Annotated in this window: 11 protein-coding genes; 9 read left to right on the top strand and 2 right to left on the bottom strand. The window is 72.6% G+C overall.

Annotation, left to right across the window (positions count from 1 at the left end; translation table 11 throughout):
* Positions 1-18: 18 nt before the first annotated feature.
* The gene (locus tag AC3ERT_RS09890; protein ID WP_435173654.1) at positions 19-1,056 is read right to left on the bottom strand and encodes an aldo/keto reductase; all 1,038 of its coding nucleotides are present in this window, start codon (positions 1,054-1,056) and stop codon (positions 19-21) included.
* A 111-nt stretch (positions 1,057-1,167) separates the two neighbouring features.
* On the opposite strand from AC3ERT_RS09890, the gene AC3ERT_RS09885 reads away from it, so the two are divergent.
* The 7 genes from AC3ERT_RS09885 to AC3ERT_RS09855 all read left to right on the top strand — a co-directional run bounded on the left by AC3ERT_RS09885 (position 1,168) and on the right by AC3ERT_RS09855 (position 11,867).
* The gene (locus AC3ERT_RS09885) at positions 1,168-2,088 is read left to right on the top strand and encodes a 2-hydroxyacid dehydrogenase (RefSeq protein WP_435173686.1); all 921 of its coding nucleotides are present in this window, start codon (positions 1,168-1,170) and stop codon (positions 2,086-2,088) included.
* 247 nt (positions 2,089-2,335) lie between these two features.
* On the top strand, positions 2,336-5,419 hold the full coding sequence (locus tag AC3ERT_RS09880) for a putative bifunctional diguanylate cyclase/phosphodiesterase (protein WP_435173652.1): 3,084 nt from the start codon (positions 2,336-2,338) through the stop codon (positions 5,417-5,419).
* Positions 5,420-5,658: 239 nt separating this feature from the next.
* Positions 5,659-7,527, top strand: coding sequence for an acetolactate synthase large subunit (locus AC3ERT_RS09875; RefSeq protein WP_435173650.1), 1,869 nt, complete (start codon positions 5,659-5,661; stop codon positions 7,525-7,527).
* 32 nt (positions 7,528-7,559) lie between these two features.
* Positions 7,560-8,087, top strand: a complete 528-nt coding sequence (gene ilvN, locus AC3ERT_RS09870; protein ID WP_335974241.1) for an acetolactate synthase small subunit — start codon at positions 7,560-7,562, stop codon at positions 8,085-8,087.
* A 124-nt stretch (positions 8,088-8,211) separates the two neighbouring features.
* Positions 8,212-9,210: a ketol-acid reductoisomerase gene (gene ilvC, locus AC3ERT_RS09865; protein WP_335974227.1), complete on the top strand. Its 999-nt coding sequence runs from the start codon at positions 8,212-8,214 to the stop codon at positions 9,208-9,210.
* A gap of 330 nt (positions 9,211-9,540) precedes the next feature.
* Positions 9,541-11,133: a phosphoglycerate dehydrogenase gene (gene serA, locus AC3ERT_RS09860; RefSeq protein ID WP_335974224.1), complete on the top strand. Its 1,593-nt coding sequence runs from the start codon at positions 9,541-9,543 to the stop codon at positions 11,131-11,133.
* A gap of 146 nt (positions 11,134-11,279) precedes the next feature.
* Positions 11,280-11,867 (top strand): Uma2 family endonuclease, encoded by a 588-nt coding sequence (locus AC3ERT_RS09855; RefSeq protein ID WP_435173684.1) that lies wholly within the window; start codon positions 11,280-11,282, stop codon positions 11,865-11,867.
* Positions 11,868-11,895: 28 nt separating this feature from the next.
* On the opposite strand, the gene AC3ERT_RS09850 is transcribed toward AC3ERT_RS09855, so the two are convergent.
* Positions 11,896-13,158, bottom strand: a complete 1,263-nt coding sequence (locus AC3ERT_RS09850; protein ID WP_435173648.1) for a PucR family transcriptional regulator — start codon at positions 13,156-13,158, stop codon at positions 11,896-11,898.
* Between the two features lie 214 nt (positions 13,159-13,372).
* Here AC3ERT_RS09850 and AC3ERT_RS09845 point away from each other — a divergent pair, with 214 nt between their 5' ends.
* Together AC3ERT_RS09845 and pruA are read left to right on the top strand one after the other, a co-directional pair.
* Positions 13,373-14,302 carry a proline dehydrogenase family protein gene (locus AC3ERT_RS09845; RefSeq protein ID WP_435173646.1) on the top strand — a complete coding sequence of 310 codons (930 nt, stop codon included), beginning with the start codon at positions 13,373-13,375 and terminating at the stop codon, positions 14,300-14,302.
* Positions 14,303-14,367: 65 nt separating this feature from the next.
* Entirely contained in the window at positions 14,368-16,008 is a 1,641-nt protein-coding gene (gene pruA / locus AC3ERT_RS09840; protein WP_435173645.1) for an L-glutamate gamma-semialdehyde dehydrogenase, read from the top strand.
* Positions 16,009-16,359: the final 351 nt, after the last annotated feature.

Raw genomic sequence — 16,359 nt, 5'->3', positions numbered from 1 at the left:
CGGACGCGGGCCGGGCGGTCAGTCCCAGGAGCCCTGCGCGGGCGGCAGCGCGGCGATCTCCTCGAGGTCCGCGGCGGTCAGCGCGAGGTCGGCGGCCGCCGCGTTCTGTGCCGCCCGCTCGGCGGAGCGGGTGCCGGGCAGCGGGACCACCGACGGGCCCTGCGCGAGCACCCAGGCGAGCGCGACCTGCGCCGCGCTCGCCCGGTGCCGCGCGCCGACCCGGCGCAGCCCGGCCACGATCGGCTGGTTGGCGGCCATCATCTCGGCGGTGAACCGCGGGTGCCGGGCCCGCAGGTCCTCCGGCGCGAAGCCCTCGCCGGGGGTGAGGGTGCCGGTGAGGAAGCCGTTGCCGAGCGGCATCGCGGCCAGGAAGCCGATGCCGCGCGCGGCGCACCACGGCAGCAGCTCCGCCAGTGCCTCCGGCGCCCACACCGACAGCTCCGCCTGCACGCAGCCGACCGGGAAGACCTGCTGCACGCGGGCGAGATGACGGATCGTCTCGTCGTACCGGCCGCCGCCCGCGCGGCCGCCCCGGGTGCGGCGGCCGCGCGCGCCCACCGCGCTCAGGCCCAGCGCGCGCACCTTGCCGGCCGCGACCAGCTCCGCCATCGCCCCCCACGTCTCCTCGACCGGCACCTCCGGGTCGACCCGGTGCAGCTGGTAGAGGTCGATCGTGTCGGTCCGCAGCCGCCGCAGCGACGCGTCGCACGCCCTGCGCACGTAGGAGGGGCGGCCGTTGGCCACGAGGTGCTGCTCGCCGACGAGCAGCCCGCACTTGGTGGCGACGAACGCGTCCGCCCGGCGCTTCTCCAGCACCCGCCCCAGCAGCAGTTCGTTGGTGAACGGGCCGTACATGTCGGCGGTGTCCAGCAAGGTGGCGCCCGCGTCGAGTGCGGCGTGCACCACCCGCAGCGACTGCTCGATGCCGCTGCCGCGCCCGGCGGGGGCTGACACGCCGCGGTGCCGCGGGGGGCCGTAGCCCCAACTCATCGGCATGCAGCCGAGGCCGACCGCGCCCACGTCGAGCGCCGTGGCCCCGACCCTTCTGCGCTCCACCCGTCACAACCTCCTTGCGCCGCCCCACTGTGTCATAGCCTCCTGACCATGACCGACACCACCCGAAGCGACCGGACCGCGGCCCGCGGCACCTCCGGAGAGCGCCCCACCGTGTGGCTCTCGCTGCCGCCCGCGGACTTCGACGACCTGCCCGACGCCTTCGACTACGTCTTCTGGGACGGCGCCGACGAGTACCCCGCCGACCCCGCCGAGGCCGCCTTCTACGTCGTGCCGTACATGAGAGGGCCCGTGCTCGGCGCGCGCCCGCTGCCGCGGATGAGCCAAGTCCAGGTGGTGCAGACGCTCAGCGCGGGCGTCGACCACATCGCACCCCACCTCGGGCAGTTGCCGGCCGGCGTCCGGCTGTGCAACGCCCGCGGCGTGCACGAGGCCAGCACCGCGGAGCTGACCCTCGCGCTCATCCTGGCCTCGCTGCGCGGCATCCCGCGCTTCGTCCGCGGCCAGGACAACGAGAAGTGGTACGCCGGTTTCTACCCCGCGCTCGCCGACCGCCGGGTGCTGATCGTCGGTTACGGCTCGATCGGCTCGGCCGTCGAGGACCGGCTGACGCCCTTCGAGTGCACCGTCGACCGGGTCGCCCGCACCCGGCGGGACGCGCCGCGCGGGCCGGTCCACGCCATGGCCGAGCTGCCCGCGCTGCTGCCGTCCGCCGACGTCGTGGTGCTCACCACCCCGCTCACCGAGCAGACCCGGGGACTGGTCAACGCCCCGTTCCTGGCGGCGATGAAGGACAACGCGCTGCTGGTCAACGTCGCGCGCGGACCGGTGGTGGACACCAAGGCGCTGCTCGCCGAGACCGAGTCGGGGCGGCTCACGGCGGCGCTCGACGTCACCGACCCCGAGCCGCTGCCGGCCGGGCACCCGCTGTGGCACGCGCCGGGGGTGCTGGTCAGCCCGCACGTCGGCGGCAGCACCTCCGCCTTCCTGCCGCGCGCCAAGCGCCTGGTGCGCGCGCAGCTGGAGCGGTTCGCGGCCGGCCTGCCGCTGGAGAACGTGGTCGCCGGGAACTGAACGGCCCGCCGGGCGGCGCCACCTGGTCCGGGAATGCCGGCAACCCCCTGATGGTTACACACAGTAGGAAAGACCTATCCCAGAGTGACGAATCTGGTGTATCGTCGGCATTCGGGGGCACGTTGTGACCGAACGACCACGGGCGCGGCGCTGTGAACGACGACGAAGTGAGGGGGCGGGTGATGCAGGACCGACCGTGCGGACCGATCACGCGGCACCGGCGTACCGCGGCACAGCGGAGCGCGGCATGAGCACCGGGGGAGCCGTGCTCGCGGCGCCGCAGACCACCGCCGAGGCCGAGGGCCACGCCGCCGTCGGCCTGCTGCCCCAACTCCTGCTGGCCCTGGTCTGCGGCGGCTACACCACCGGCGCCGCACTCGGCTGGGGAAGCCACGAAATGGCCCTGGTCATGGGCGACTTCGGGCTCGCCGCGGCCGCGTCCGCCGCCTCGGTCTCCGCCCTGCTGTACGCCCGGCGCCAGGCCGGGCCGCACCGCCCGGCCTGGCTGCTGTTCGCCTGCTCCTCCGCGATGACGGCCCTGGGCAACGGCATCTGGGGATGGTACGAAGTGGTGCTGCGCCGTCCCGTGCCGCAGACCTCCGCCGCCGACTTCTGCTTCCTGATGTTCGCCCCGCCCGCGATCATCGGGCTGCTGGTGCTCGCCAAACGCCCGGTGACCAGGGCGGGTTGGGTCTGCTTGGCGCTGGACACCTGGCTGATCGGCGGCTCGCTGCTCACCTTGTCCTGGAGCCTGGCGCTGGCCCGCACCGCCGCGATCGACGCTCCCAGCACCGCCCGGACGGCCCTGTCACTGGCCTACCCGCTGCTGGACATCGTGCTGGTTAGCATGGTGCTCGCGCTGCACTTCCGGCGCGCCGGGGTCAACCGCGCCGCCGTCAACACCGCGATCGCCGCCCTGGCGCTCACCGTGCTGTGCGACGCGCTGTTCACCTCGCCGCTGCTGCGCGCGCACTACCGCTCCGGCCAGGTGCTCGACGCCGGCTGGTTCGCCGGCAGCCTGCTGCTGGCGTACGCGCCCTGGGTCGGCGCGCGGCTGTACGCCCACCCGCACCCCGCCCGCCGGGCCGGCGCCACCACCCGCAAGGTCGCCACCTCGCTGACCGCCCTCACGCCCTACCTGGCGGCAGCCGTCTGCACCCTCGGCATCCTGTACAACGTGATCACCGGCCAGACGTGCGACCGCGTCGTGCTGCTCACCGGCTGCACCGTGGTGCTGGCGCTCGTGGTCCGCCAGGGCATCATGCTCCTCGACAACATCGCCCTCACCCAGGAACTGGCCCACAAGGAGAACCACTTCCGCTCCCTGGTGCAGGGCTCCAGCGACGTCATCATGATCGCCGCGCCCACCGGCGTGCTGCGCTACGTCAGCCCCGCCGCCCAGGGCGTCTACGGCCGGGACCCGGAGGAGATGGTCGGCACCGAGCTGGCCGCCCACATCCACCCCGAGGACCTGGGCCGCGTCCTGCACGAGGTGCGCCGCTTCCTGGCCGCCCCGCCCGGCGAGGAGCCGGCCACCCGCATCGAGTGCCGCATCCGCGCCGACCGCCACGGCTGGCTCGACATCGAGTCCAGCGTCACCCGCTACCAGGGCGGCCTGATCTTCAACAGCCGCGACATCACCGAACGCGTGCGGCTCCAGGCCCAGTTGCAGCACAACGCGTCCCATGACCCGCTCACCGACCTGCCCAACCGCGCCCTGTTCCTGGAACGGCTCGGCCGCGCGGTCGGCGGCCGGCGGGCCGGGGACGCCAGGGCCGCCGTGCTCTATGTGGACCTCGACGGCTTCAAGGCGGTCAACGACACGGTCGGCCACCAGGCGGGCGACGACCTGCTGATCCAGGCCGCCCGCCGGCTGCGGGACACCCTGCGCTCCGGCGACGTGGCGGCCCGCCTCGGCGGCGACGAGTTCGCCGCGCTCATCTCGGGCCCGGAGGCGGCCCCCGCCGCCGCGCAGGCGCCCGGGTCTCCAGGGCACCCCACGCACCCGGCGCACCCGGCGCACCCGGCGCACCCCGAGGGGAGCGCCGACCACGCCGGGGCCGCCCCCGGCCACCTGCCCTGTCCCGCCCACCCCGGCGGGCACCCGGGCCACTGCGCGTACCTCGGGCACGGTTCGATCCCCGGGCCCCGCGCGGCCCCCGCCGAGCCACTGCCCGCCCCCGACCCGGCCGCGGGCCCCGGTACCGGCCCTGGCACCGGCGCAAGCACCGGGCCGGCTCCCGGCGCCGCTGCCCCCGGCCGGCCCGCCGCCACCGTCGAGGACCGCGTCCGCGACATCGCCGACCGGCTGCGCGCCGTCCTCTCCGAGCCCTACCGGGTGGACGGCATCGAGGTCCGGGTCGGCGCCAGCGTCGGTATCGCCTTCGCCGAGCCCGGCGCCGCCCCCGGCGACGTGATGCGCCACGCCGACCTCGCGATGTACCGGGCAAAACAGGCCGGCAAGGGCCGCGTGGAGCTGTACGCCCCGCGGCTGCAATCCGACGCCGTGCGGCGCAACGAACTGGCCGGGCGGGTGCGCAAAGCCCTCGACGACGGCGAGTTCACCCTGCTGCACCAGCCCGTCGTGGAACTGGTCGGCGGCCGGATCACCGGCGTCGAGGCCCGCCCCCGCTGGCGCACCCCGCAGGGCATACTCTCCACGCCCGCCGAGTTCCTGTACTCCGGTGACGGCGGCGAGCGCGCGTTAGGGACCGGGCGCCTGCTGGACCGCCTGCTCGACCAGGCCGTCGAACAGGCCGCGCTGCGCTACGGCGCCGGCCACCGCGTCCCGGTCACCGTACGGCTGTCCGCCGGCCGTCTGCTCCACCGCGACCAGCCGGCCACCGGCATCGAGCGGCTGCTCGCCCGCCACGAGCTGCCGCCCAGCGGCCTGGTCGTCGAGGTGACCGGGGGCGACCCCCGGATCGCCCCCGAGGAGCTGGAGCGCCGGCTGACCGGCCTGCGCCGGCTCGGCGTGCGCATCGCGCTCGGCGGCTTCGCCGCCGGATACGGCGCGCTCGGCGCCCTGCGCACCCTCCCGGTGGACATGATCAAGCTCGACCGCGCCTTCACCGACGGCGTGGTCGAGTCCGGCCGGCTGCGCAAGATCACCGGCGGCCTGCTGGACATCGCCGCCGACCTCGGCATCCGCGCCGTCGCCGACGGCATCGACCGCCCCGAGCAGCTCCAGGCGATGCACGAGATGGGCTGCGCCCAGGGCCTGGGCATGGCCTTCTCCGGCCCGCTCGACGAGCACCACCTGCGCGGCTCGCTGGCCCGCGGCGGCTACCCGGTATGCTCGAATAATGAGACGCCCGTCCCACCGGCTTGACACCAAAGCGGGGGCGGGAGGAGGGTCGGAGCCATGCGCACCCGAATTCTCGTACTTGGAAAGCGCGTCGGCTGACCGAGGCCCCTACGCCTCGCACCGCACCGGCGCGCTCCCCTCGCTTGCCTCACGGCACGGGGGGTTTTTTGTTGCCCGGCGGCAGCCCGTCGCCGCCGGCCACCGCAGTACCAGAGCAGCGACGCACCACCGCAAACCCTCATCTTCGAGAGAAGAGAACGCAGATGACCGAGCAGGCCACCGGGTCCCACCACCCGCAGCGGAGCCGCAGCGCGGCGCCCGCCGCCCCCGCGGAGCGCATGACTGGTGCACAGGCCCTCATCCGCTCCCTTGAGGCCGTAGGCGCCGACACCGTGTTCGGCATCCCGGGCGGCGCGATCCTGCCGGCGTACGACCCGCTGATGGACTCCGTGAAGGTCCGCCACGTGCTGGTCCGCCACGAGCAGGGCGCCGGCCACGCCGCCACCGGCTACGCCCAGGCCACCGGCAAGGTCGGCGTGTGCATGGCCACCTCGGGCCCGGGCGCCACCAACCTGGTCACCCCGATCGCCGACGCGCACATGGACTCCGTGCCGATCGTGGCCATCACCGGCCAGGTCGCCTCGAAGTCCATCGGCACCGACGCCTTCCAGGAAGCCGACATCTGCGGCATCACCCTGCCGATCACCAAGCACAACTTCCTGGTCACCGACCCGGCCGAGATCCCGCGCACCATCGCCGAGGCGTTCCACATCGCCGGCACCGGCCGCCCCGGCCCGGTCCTGGTCGACATCGCCAAGGACGCGCTGCAGAACGAGACCACCTTCAGCTGGCCGCCGCAGCAGGACCTGCCCGGCTACCGCCCGGTGACCAAGCCGCACGCCAAGCAGATCCGCGAGGCCGCCCGGCTGATCAACGAGGCCCGCCGCCCGGTGTTCTACGTCGGCGGCGGCGTGCTCAAGGCCCGCGCCACCGCGGAGCTGCGCATCCTCGCCGAGCTGACCGGCGCCCCGGTGACCACCACCTTGATGGCGCTCGGCGCGTTCCCCGACAGCCACCCCCAGCACGTCGGCATGCCCGGCATGCACGGCGACGTCTCCGCGGTCACCGCGCTCCAGAAGTCGGACCTGATCGTCGCGCTCGGCGCCCGCTTCGACGACCGCGTCACCGGCCGGCTGGACACCTTCGCGCCGAACGCGAAGGTCGTGCACGCCGACATCGACCCGGCCGAGATCTCCAAGAACCGGATCGCCGACGTGCCGATCGTCGGCGACGCCCGCGAGGTGCTCGCGGACCTGATCGTCGCCGTCCAGTCCGACCACGAGGCCGGCCACCGCGGCGACTACACCGACTGGTGGCGGCAGCTGTCCTTCTGGCGCAACACCTACCCGCTCGGCTACGAGACGCCCGGCGACGGCAGCCTCGCCCCGCAGCAGGTCATCGAGCGGATCGGGCAACTCGCCCCCGAGGGCACCCTGTTCGCCGCCGGCGTCGGCCAGCACCAGATGTGGGCCGCGCAGTTCATCAAGTACGAGCAGCCCGGCACCTGGTTCAACTCCGGCGGCGCCGGGACCATGGGCTACGCGGTGCCCGCCGCGATGGGCGCCAAGGCCGGCCGCCCGGAGCAGACCGTGTGGGCGATCGACGGCGACGGCTGCTTCCAGATGACCAACCAGGAACTGGTCACCTGCGCGCTGAACAACATCCCGATCAAGGTCGCCGTCATCAACAACGGGGCCCTGGGCATGGTCCGCCAGTGGCAGAACCTCTTCTACGGCGAGCGGTTCTCCAACACGGTGCTGCACGACGGCGCCGAGCACGTGCCCGGCTCCACCCAGGGCGTCGGCTCCATCCGCAACCACGGCACCCGGGTGCCGGACTTCGTGAAGCTCTCCGAGGCGATGGGCTGCGTCGGGCTGCGCTGCGAGTCGCCCGACGAGCTGGACACGGTCATCGCCAAGGCGAACGAGATCAACGACCGCCCGGTGGTGGTGGACTTCATCGTGAACGAGGACGCCATGGTCTGGCCGATGGTCGCCGCCGGCACCTCCAACGACGAGATCATGGCCGCGCGCGACGTCCGCCCTGACTTCGGCGACAGCGAAAACGACTGAGCGAGCCGGGACGAGCGAAGGAAACCACTGACATGTCCAAGCACACCCTCTCCGTCCTGGTGGAGAACAAGCCCGGCGTCCTGGCCCGGATCACCGCGCTGTTCTCCCGCCGCGGCTTCAACATCGACTCCCTCGCGGTCGGCACCACCGAGCACCCCGAGATCTCCCGGATCACCATCGTGGTCAACGTGGTGGACCAACTGCCCCTCGAACAGGTCACCAAGCAGCTCAACAAGCTGGTCAACGTGCTGAAGATCGTCGAACTCGACCCGACGGCCGCGGTCGCCCGCGAACTCGTCCTGGTGAAGGTGCGGGCCGACAACGACACCCGCTCGCAGGTCGTGGAGATCGTGCAGCTCTTCCGCGCCAAGACCGTCGACGTCTCGCCGGAGGCCGTCACCATCGAAGCCACCGGCGGCGCCGACAAGTTGGAGGCCATGCTCAAGATGCTGGAGCCGTTCGGCATCAAGGAGCTGGTCCAGTCCGGCACCATCGCCATCGGCCGCGGCGCCCGCTCCATCACCGACCGGAGCCTGCGCGCGCTCGACCGCTCCGCGTGACGCGGCGGACGGCCCGGCGCGCGCGACCCGCGCGCGGGCCGATCCGCATGGCGAGACCCCGAAACCCCTTCCCGCCCACCGGCGTACGGTGGGCCGTACCAACCGAACCAAGGAGATACCCGAAGTGGCCGAGCTGTTCTACGACGACGACGCCGACCTGTCCATCATCCAGGGCCGCAAGGTCGCGGTCATCGGCTACGGCAGCCAGGGCCACGCCCACGCGCTGTCGCTGCGCGACTCCGGCGTCGATGTGCGCATCGGCCTGCACGAGGGCTCCAAGTCCAAGGCGCAGGCCGAGGAGCAGGGCCTGCGCGTGGTGACGGTCGCCGAGGCCGCGGCCGAGGCCGACGTCATCATGGTCCTGGTGCCGGACCCGATCCAGGCGCGCGTCTACGAGGAGTCCATCAAGGACAACCTCAAGGACGGCGACGCCCTCTTCTTCGGGCACGGCCTGAACATCCGCTACGGCTTCATCAAGCCGCCGGCCGGCGTCGACGTCTGCATGGTCGCCCCGAAGGGCCCGGGCCACCTGGTCCGCCGCCAGTACGAGGAAGGCCGCGGCGTGCCGTGCATCGTGGCCGTCGAGCAGGACGCGAGCGGCAACGGCTTCGCGCTGGCGCTCTCCTACGCCAAGGGCATCGGCGGCACCCGCGCCGGCGTCATCAAGACCACCTTCACCGAGGAGACCGAGACCGACCTCTTCGGCGAGCAGGCGGTGCTGTGCGGCGGCACCTCCGCGCTGGTCAAGGCGGGCTTCGAGACCCTGGTCGAGGCCGGCTACCAGCCGGAGATCGCGTACTTCGAGTGCCTGCACGAGCTGAAGCTCATCGTGGACCTGATGTACGAAGGCGGCCTGGAGAAGATGCGCTGGTCGGTCTCCGAGACCGCCGAGTGGGGCGACTACGTCACCGGCCCGCGGATCATCAACGAGAACACCAAGGCCGAGATGAAGAAGATCCTCGGCGAGATCCAGGACGGCACCTTCGCCAACAACTGGATCGCCGAGTACAACGCCGGCCTGCCGAAGTACAACGAGTACAAGAAGGCCGACGAGAACCACCTGCTGGAGACCACCGGCAAGAAGCTGCGCAAGCTGATGAGCTGGGTGGACGAGGAGGCGTAAGCCCCGCGGTCCGGGCCGTCCCGGACCGGCCCCCGCGCGCCTCGTTTCGTACACGACCCCGCCCCCGGCAGTGCCCCTGAACGGGGGATTCGGGGCGGGGTTTGTACGAAGCGACGCAACCCTTGAGGGTGATCCTTCCATTTCGGCGATGGCGCTGATCCACCCCGCCGATACACTCCCTTAACAAGCGCGTCAGGCTCACAGCGTCGTGCGTCTTCCACGCGGCATGCCATCCCCCGGATGGGTGGGCTTCTTCTTCGCCCACTACCCCGCCCTCCCAGGAGCGGCCCCACGGGACCGGCCGCCCCCGCAGGAACAAGTGAGGACCACGTGAGCCAGAAGCCTGTCGTACTCATCGCAGAAGAGCTGTCGCCGGCCACGGTCGACGCGCTCGGCCCGGACTTCGAGATCCGGCACTGCAACGGCGCGGACCGAGCCGAGCTGCTGTCCGCGATCGCCGACGTCGACGCCATCCTGATCCGCAGCGCCACCAAGGTGGACGCCGAGGCGGTCGCCGCCGCGGGCAAACTGCGGGTCGTCGCCCGCGCGGGCGTCGGCCTGGACAACGTCGACGTGGCCGCCGCCACCAAGGCCGGCGTCATGGTCGTGAACGCCCCGACCTCCAACATCGTCACCGCCGCCGAACTCGCCTGCGGGCTGATCATCGCCACCGCCCGGAACATCGCGCCCGCCAACGCGGCGCTGAAGGCCGGGGAGTGGAAGCGGAACAAGTACACCGGCGTCGAGCTGAGCGAGAAGACCCTCGGCGTGGTCGGCCTGGGCCGGATCGGTGTGCTGGTCACCCAGCGGATGTCGGCCTTCGGGATGAACGTCGTCGCCTACGACCCCTATGTGCAGCCCGCCCGCGCCGCGCAGATGGGTGTCCGGCTGCTCTCCCTGGACGAGCTGCTGGAGGTCTCCGACTTCATCACCGTCCACCTGCCGAAGACCCCCGAGACGCTGGGCCTGATCGGCGACGAGGCGCTGCACAAGGTCAAGCCGTCGGTGCGGATCGTCAACGCCGCGCGCGGCGGGATCGTCGACGAGGAGGCGCTCGCCGCGGCCCTCAAGGAGGGCCGGGTCGCCGGCGCCGGCCTGGACGTGTACGCAAAGGAGCCGTGCACCGACTCCCCGCTCTTCCAGTTCGACAACGTGGTGGCGACCCCGCACCTGGGCGCCTCCACCGACGAGGCGCAGGAGAAGGCGGGCATCGCGGTCGCGAAGTCGGTGCGGCTCGCGCTCGCCGGCGAACTGGTCCCGGACGCGGTCAACGTGCAGGGCGGCGTCATCGCCGAGGACGTCAAGCCCGGGCTGCCGCTCGCGGAGAAGCTGGGCCGGATCTTCACCGCGCTGGCCGGCGAGGTCGCCGCCCGCCTGGACGTCGAGGTCCGCGGCGAGATCACCCAGCACGACGTGAAGGTGCTCGAACTCAGCGCGCTCAAGGGCGTGTTCGAGGACGTGGTGGCCGAGACCGTGTCCTACGTCAACGCACCGCTGTTCGCGCAGGAGCGCGGGGTGGAGGTCCGCCTCACCACCAGCTCCGAGTCGCCCAACCACCGCAACCTCGTCACCGTGCGCGGCACCCTCGCCGACGGCACCGAGGTGTCGGTGTCCGGCACCCTGGCCGGCCCGAAGAACCTCCAGAAGATCGTCGCGGTCGGCGACGAGGACGTGGACCTGGCGCTCGCCGACCACATGGCGTTCCTGCGCTACACCGACCGCCCGGGCGTGGTCGGCACCGTCGGCCGCATCCTCGGCGAGGTCGGCGTCAACATCGCCGGCATGCAGGTCGCCCGCGCGGCCGCGGGCGGCGACGCGCTCGTCGCCCTCACCGTCGACTCCACCATCCCCGCCGGCGTCCTCACCGACATCGCCGACGAGATCGGCGCCACGTCCGCCCGCGCGGTCAACCTTACGGACTGATTCCGGACCGCGGTGGCGCGTAGGCTTGTCTTTATGACGTGACCAGAAAACACCGGTAGTACAAATCACTCGTTCGGGTGGTGGCGCCGGTGTTTTCTGGCGTTCATCTGATCAATGCCGACACGATCCCGTCCATGGGAGGACAGATGACTGCCGAAAAACTCCCGGACTGGGTTTTCCCCCCTCCGGGTGGCTTCACCGCGGACGACCTCGACCGCATCCCCGATCTCCCGCCGCACACCGAGCTGATCGACGGGAGCCTCGTTTTCGTGAGTCCGCAGAAGAGTTTCCATGCGCTGGTCCTGGACCTGCTGGTCCACGCGCTGCGCGGTTTCGCGCCGAAGGACCTTCGGGTGCGCCGAGAAATGACCATCGTGCTTGACAAGACCAACCGGCCTGAGCCGGACCTGACGGTCCTGCACGAACGTGCGGTGCCGAAGGCCGGACATGGTGAGACGAGCTACCGTGCCGAGGACGTGGTCCTCGCGGTGGAGGTGGTCTCGCCGGAGTCCGCCGACCGTGACCGTGAGCGCAAACCGCTGCTCTACGCACGTGCGGGAATTCCGCATTTCTGGCTGGTCGAGCGGACGGAAATCGGTCGCCCGGTGGTCCACACCTACGAGTTGGACCGGCTCGGCCACGCGTACGAGTTGACCGGCATCCACCACGACCGCCTCAAGGTCTCCGCCCCGTACACCATCGACATCGACCTGACCGAGATCGACCGCATGTAGCGCTGTCCGACCGTGCCGCCACGTCCCGCTACAGGCGGGCGGCCTTCAGTGCCATGTGGAGCAGCAGGCGGGACTCGCCGTCGGCCAGGTCGAGTCCGGTGAGCTGCTCGATCCGGGACAGGCGGTAGTAGAGCGTCTGGCGGTGGATCGCCAGTGCGGTGGCGGTCCGCCCGGCCTGGCCCGCGTGGTCGAGGAACACCTCGGCGGTGTGGGCGAGTTCGCGGTGCGCGTCGGTGAGCAGGGAGGCGATCGCCGGGTCCGGCGACGCCTCGGCCGGCAGCGCGGTGAGCAGCCGGTACGGCCCGATCCCCGACCACTTGGCGACCGGCCCGAGCAGCGGCTGCGCCCGGGCCGCCCGGGCGGACGCGGTCGCCTCCTGCCAGGCGCCGGGCAGCTCCGCCAGCGAGGTGCGCGCGTCGCTCACCCCCGCCACCGGCTCCTGCGCCCCGCCGGCCCCGTTCGCCTCACCCGGGCCGCCCGCCGCGACCGCGGCCAGCACCCGGGTCGCCGCCGTCCGCGCGGGCGCCAGCACCTGCGGCGAGCGCAGCCGCACCAGCACCGCCACCGCCGCCCAGCGCCCCCACCCCGGCACCCGGGCGATCGCCGCGGCGCCCGGCACGGTCCGCGCCCCGGGCAGGTCGTCGGCGCGGCCGGCCCAGCCCTCCGGCGGCGGCCCGGCCAGCCGCTTGCCGCCCCGCTCCGGCGGCCACACGCACACCAGCGCGTGCGGCTCGTCCGCGTCCGGCCCCAGCGCCTTGCGCAGCGCCTCCTCCGCGGTGTCCAGCGCGGCCCGGGTCGCCCCGGTGAGCAGCGCCCGCAGTGCCTGACCGGCCTCGGCCCCGGCCGCGGACATCGCCGCGAGCCGGTCCCCGATCCGCGCCGCGACCGCCATCGCCGCACCGAGCTGCCCGGGGGAGTGGTCGGCCTCGTCCAGCAGCCACACATAGCCGTAGACCACCCCGGCGTGCCGCACCGGCAGGCACAGCCGGCCGGTGAAGACCCCCGCGGACGGCGCCGCGGGGATGCGGACCGGGGCGGTGGCGCGGGCGATGCCGAACTGCTCGAACCAGGCGCGGACCTCCGCGGTGGAGCGCCGGGTCAGGATCGACCGGGTCCGCACCGGGTCGACCGCGGCCTCGTCGTCGCTGTCGTGCACACCGAACGCGATCAGCCGGAAGTCCCGGTCCTCCAGCGTCGCGGGCGCCCCGAGGAGCGCCGAGACCTCGTCCACCAGATCCTGGAAATCACCGTAGTCAGCGGCCACCCGTCCATTGTCCTCCACGGGCCTCATACATCTGTATGAGGGGTCGCACCCGGATGCGTGACAGGTGTCGATGGCCCACCGGGCGGGCCCGTACCTACATTCGCGGTGACGGCACGCGATCCGTGCCGCCGCCCCGGTGCGGCGGCCACCCCCGCCGCACCGGCAACCCGCCCATCCGCCCACCGGCCCCGCCCGGCGGTCCCACCGCCCCGGCAGCCCGCCATCCGCCAGGAGGCCCCAAGTGCTCGGTCCCGTGCTGCTCGCCGCGTCGCGCAGCGACCGGCTGCGCCGCGTCGTCGCCGCCGCCCCCGTCACCCGTCCGGTGGTGGACCGCTTCGTCGCGGGCGACGCGCTGCACCCCGCGATGGACACCGTCCACGCGCTGACCGCCGCCGGCCTGGAGGTCACCCTCGACCACCTCGGCGAGGACGTCACCGACCGCGCCACCGCCCGGCAGACCCGCGACGCCTACCTGCGGCTGCTGGAGACACTGGCCACCGCCGACCTCGGCGGGCGCGCCGAGGTGTCGGTGAAGCTCTCCGCCTTCGGCCAGGCGCTGCCCGACGGCGGCCACGACATCGCGCTGGAGAACGTCCGCGCGGTCGCCGAGCTCGCCACCGCGACCGGCACCACCGTCACCCTCGACATGGAGGACCACACCACCGTCGACTCGACGCTGGCGGTCCTGCGCGAGCTGCGCCGCGAGCACCCGCGCACCGGCGCGGTCCTCCAGTCGTACCTCTTCCGGACCGAGGCCGACGCCAAGGAGCTGGCCACCGTCGGCTCCCGGGTCCGGCTGGTCAAGGGCGCCTACAAGGAGCCCGCGCACGTCGCCTACCAGGACCGCAAGTCCGTCGACCGCGCCTACGTGCGCGCGCTGCGCATCCTCTTCGAGGGCGAGGGCTACCCCATGGTCGGCTCGCACGACCCGCGCATGATCGCCATCGCCCAGGAACTCGCCGCCCGCAACGGGCGGGCCGCCGGGTCGTACGAGTTCCAGATGCTCTACGGCATCCGCACCGCCGAGCAGCGCCGGCTCGCGGCGGCCGGCGAGCGCATGCGCATCTACGTCCCCTACGGCGCAGACTGGTACGGGTACTTCATGCGCCGCCTCGCTGAGCGCCCGGCGAACCTCGCCTTCTTCCTGCGCTCCTTCGCCCCCAGCCGCTGAACCGTTCCGCCGAACCGATCCGTCGAACCGTTCCGCCGAACCGATCCCACAAGGAGACACGCTCCATGGACGCTGTGACCCAGGTCCCCGCGCCGGTCAACGAGCCGGTGCACACCTACGCGCCCGGCAGCCCGGAACGCGCCCGGCTCGAGGCGAAGCTCAAGGAGCTGGCCGGCAACCCGATCGACCTGCCGCTGGTGATCGGCGGCACCGAGCGGATGGGGCGCGGCGAGCGGTTCGACGTGGTGCAGCCGCACCACCACGCGGCCCGGCTCGGCACCAGCGCCGCCGCCGACGCCCAGGACGCCCGGGACGCGGTGGACGCGGCGCTCGCCGCGGCCCCCGCCTGGCGCGCCACCTCCTTCGACGACCGCGCCGCGATCTTCCTGCGCGCCGCCGAACTGCTCTCCGGCCCCTGGCGCGAGACGCTCGTCGCCTCCACCATGCTCGGCCAGTCCAAGACGGTGCAGCAGGCCGAGATCGACAGCCCCTGCGAACTGGTCGACTTCTGGCGGTTCAACGTCCACTACGCCCGGCAGATCCTCGCCGAGCAGCCGGTGACGAACTCCCCCGGGGTGTGGAACCGCCTGGACCACCGCCCGCTGGAGGGCTTCGTCTACGCGATCACGCCGTTCAACTTCACCGCCATCGCCGGCAACCTGCCCACCGCGCCCGCGCTGATGGGCAACGTGGTGGTGTGGAAGCCGTCGCCGACCCAGACCCACTCGGCGCTGCTGGTGATGCGGCTGCTGAAGGAGGCCGGGCTGCCGGACGGCGTCATCAACCTCGTCACCGGGCGGGGCGAGGCCGTCTCGGAGGTGGCGCTCACCCATCCGGAGCTGGCCGGCATCCACTTCACGGGCTCGACCAGGACCTTCCAGTACCTGTGGCGGACGGTCGGCGAGAACATCGAGCGCTACCGCTCCTACCCGCGGATCGTCGGCGAGACCGGCGGCAAGGACTTCGTGGTCGCCCACCCTTCGGCGGACCCGGCGGTGCTGAAGACCGCGCTGACCCGCGGCTCCTTCGAGTACCAGGGCCAGAAGTGCTCGGCCTCCTCGCGCGCCTACCTGCCGCGCTCGCTGTGGGAGGGCGGCTTCAAGGAGGAGTTCGCCGCCGAGGTCGACGGCCTGGCCATGGGCGACGTCACCGACCTGAGCAACTTCCTGGGCGCGCTGATCGACGGCGCCGCGTTCGCCAAGAACAAGGCCGCGATCGAGCGCGCCAAGGCCGACCCGGCCGTCGAGGTGGTGGCCGGCGGCACGTACGACGACTCGGTCGGCTGGTTCGTCCGCCCGACGGTGCTTGTCGCCACCGACCCGGAGCACGAGATCTTCCGCGAGGAGTACTTCGGCCCGCTGCTGGCGGTGTACGTCTACGACGACAGCGACGAGGCGGCGTTCGACGCGATGCTCGACCAGATGGAGTCGGTCGCCTCCTACGCGCTGACCGGTTCGGTGATCGCCCGCGACCGGGCGGCCGTGGCCCACGTGATGGAGCGGCTGCGCTTCGCGGCGGGCAACTTCTACATCAACGACAAGTCGACCGGCGCCGTGGTCGGCCAGCAGCCGTTCGGCGGCGCGCGGGCCTCCGGCACCAACGACAAGGCGGGCTCCGCGCAGAACCTGCTGCGCTGGACGTCGACCCGCGCGATCAAGGAGGCGCTGGTCCCGCCGACGGACTACCGCTACCCGCACCAGGGCTGACCGCCCCCGCGCCACTGCCCCCGCCTCCCGGCCTCGGAGACGGGGGCAGTTCCCTGTCCGGCCCCTACACGGCCTCCGTACGGCCGAACGAACGGCCGGTCGTCTCAGATAGTAGGAAGTCCGAGTAAACCTGGGGACAGGGCGCGCGCTGTGTCCTAACTTTGAATGAGCCGAACGTTTCCCGCTCGACCGAGCGGACGGCGGATGCGAGCCAGGCGCCTCCAGGCGGGCCACCCCCGCGGCGCTGCTCTCCGCCCGCGTTCCTTGGCACGTCTCACCACCCGTCGGTACCACTCTTCAACGGAGTTGATTCCCATGGACGACGACGCCCGCCAGAACGCCCTGCGCGCC

This window comes from Actinacidiphila sp. bgisy145 (assembly GCF_057708125.1).
The sequence above is the reverse complement of the archived record's forward strand: the minus strand, read 5'-3'. Positions and strand labels throughout refer to the sequence as shown.

Bases quoted from the DNA above. Each gene is read 5' to 3' on its own strand.
- AC3ERT_RS09875 (WP_435173650.1), top strand. From the start codon at position 5,659: ATGACCGAGCAGGCCACCGGGTCCCACCACCCGCAGCGGAGCCGCAGC.
- AC3ERT_RS09850 (WP_435173648.1), bottom strand. From the start codon at position 13,158: ATGAGGCCCGTGGAGGACAATGGACGGGTGGCCGCTGACTACGGTGAT.
- ilvN (WP_335974241.1), top strand. From the start codon at position 7,560: ATGTCCAAGCACACCCTCTCCGTCCTGGTGGAGAACAAGCCCGGCGTC.
- AC3ERT_RS09880 (WP_435173652.1), top strand. From the start codon at position 2,336: ATGAGCACCGGGGGAGCCGTGCTCGCGGCGCCGCAGACCACCGCCGAG.
- AC3ERT_RS09855 (WP_435173684.1), top strand. From the start codon at position 11,280: ATGACTGCCGAAAAACTCCCGGACTGGGTTTTCCCCCCTCCGGGTGGC.
- pruA (WP_435173645.1), top strand. From the start codon at position 14,368: ATGGACGCTGTGACCCAGGTCCCCGCGCCGGTCAACGAGCCGGTGCAC.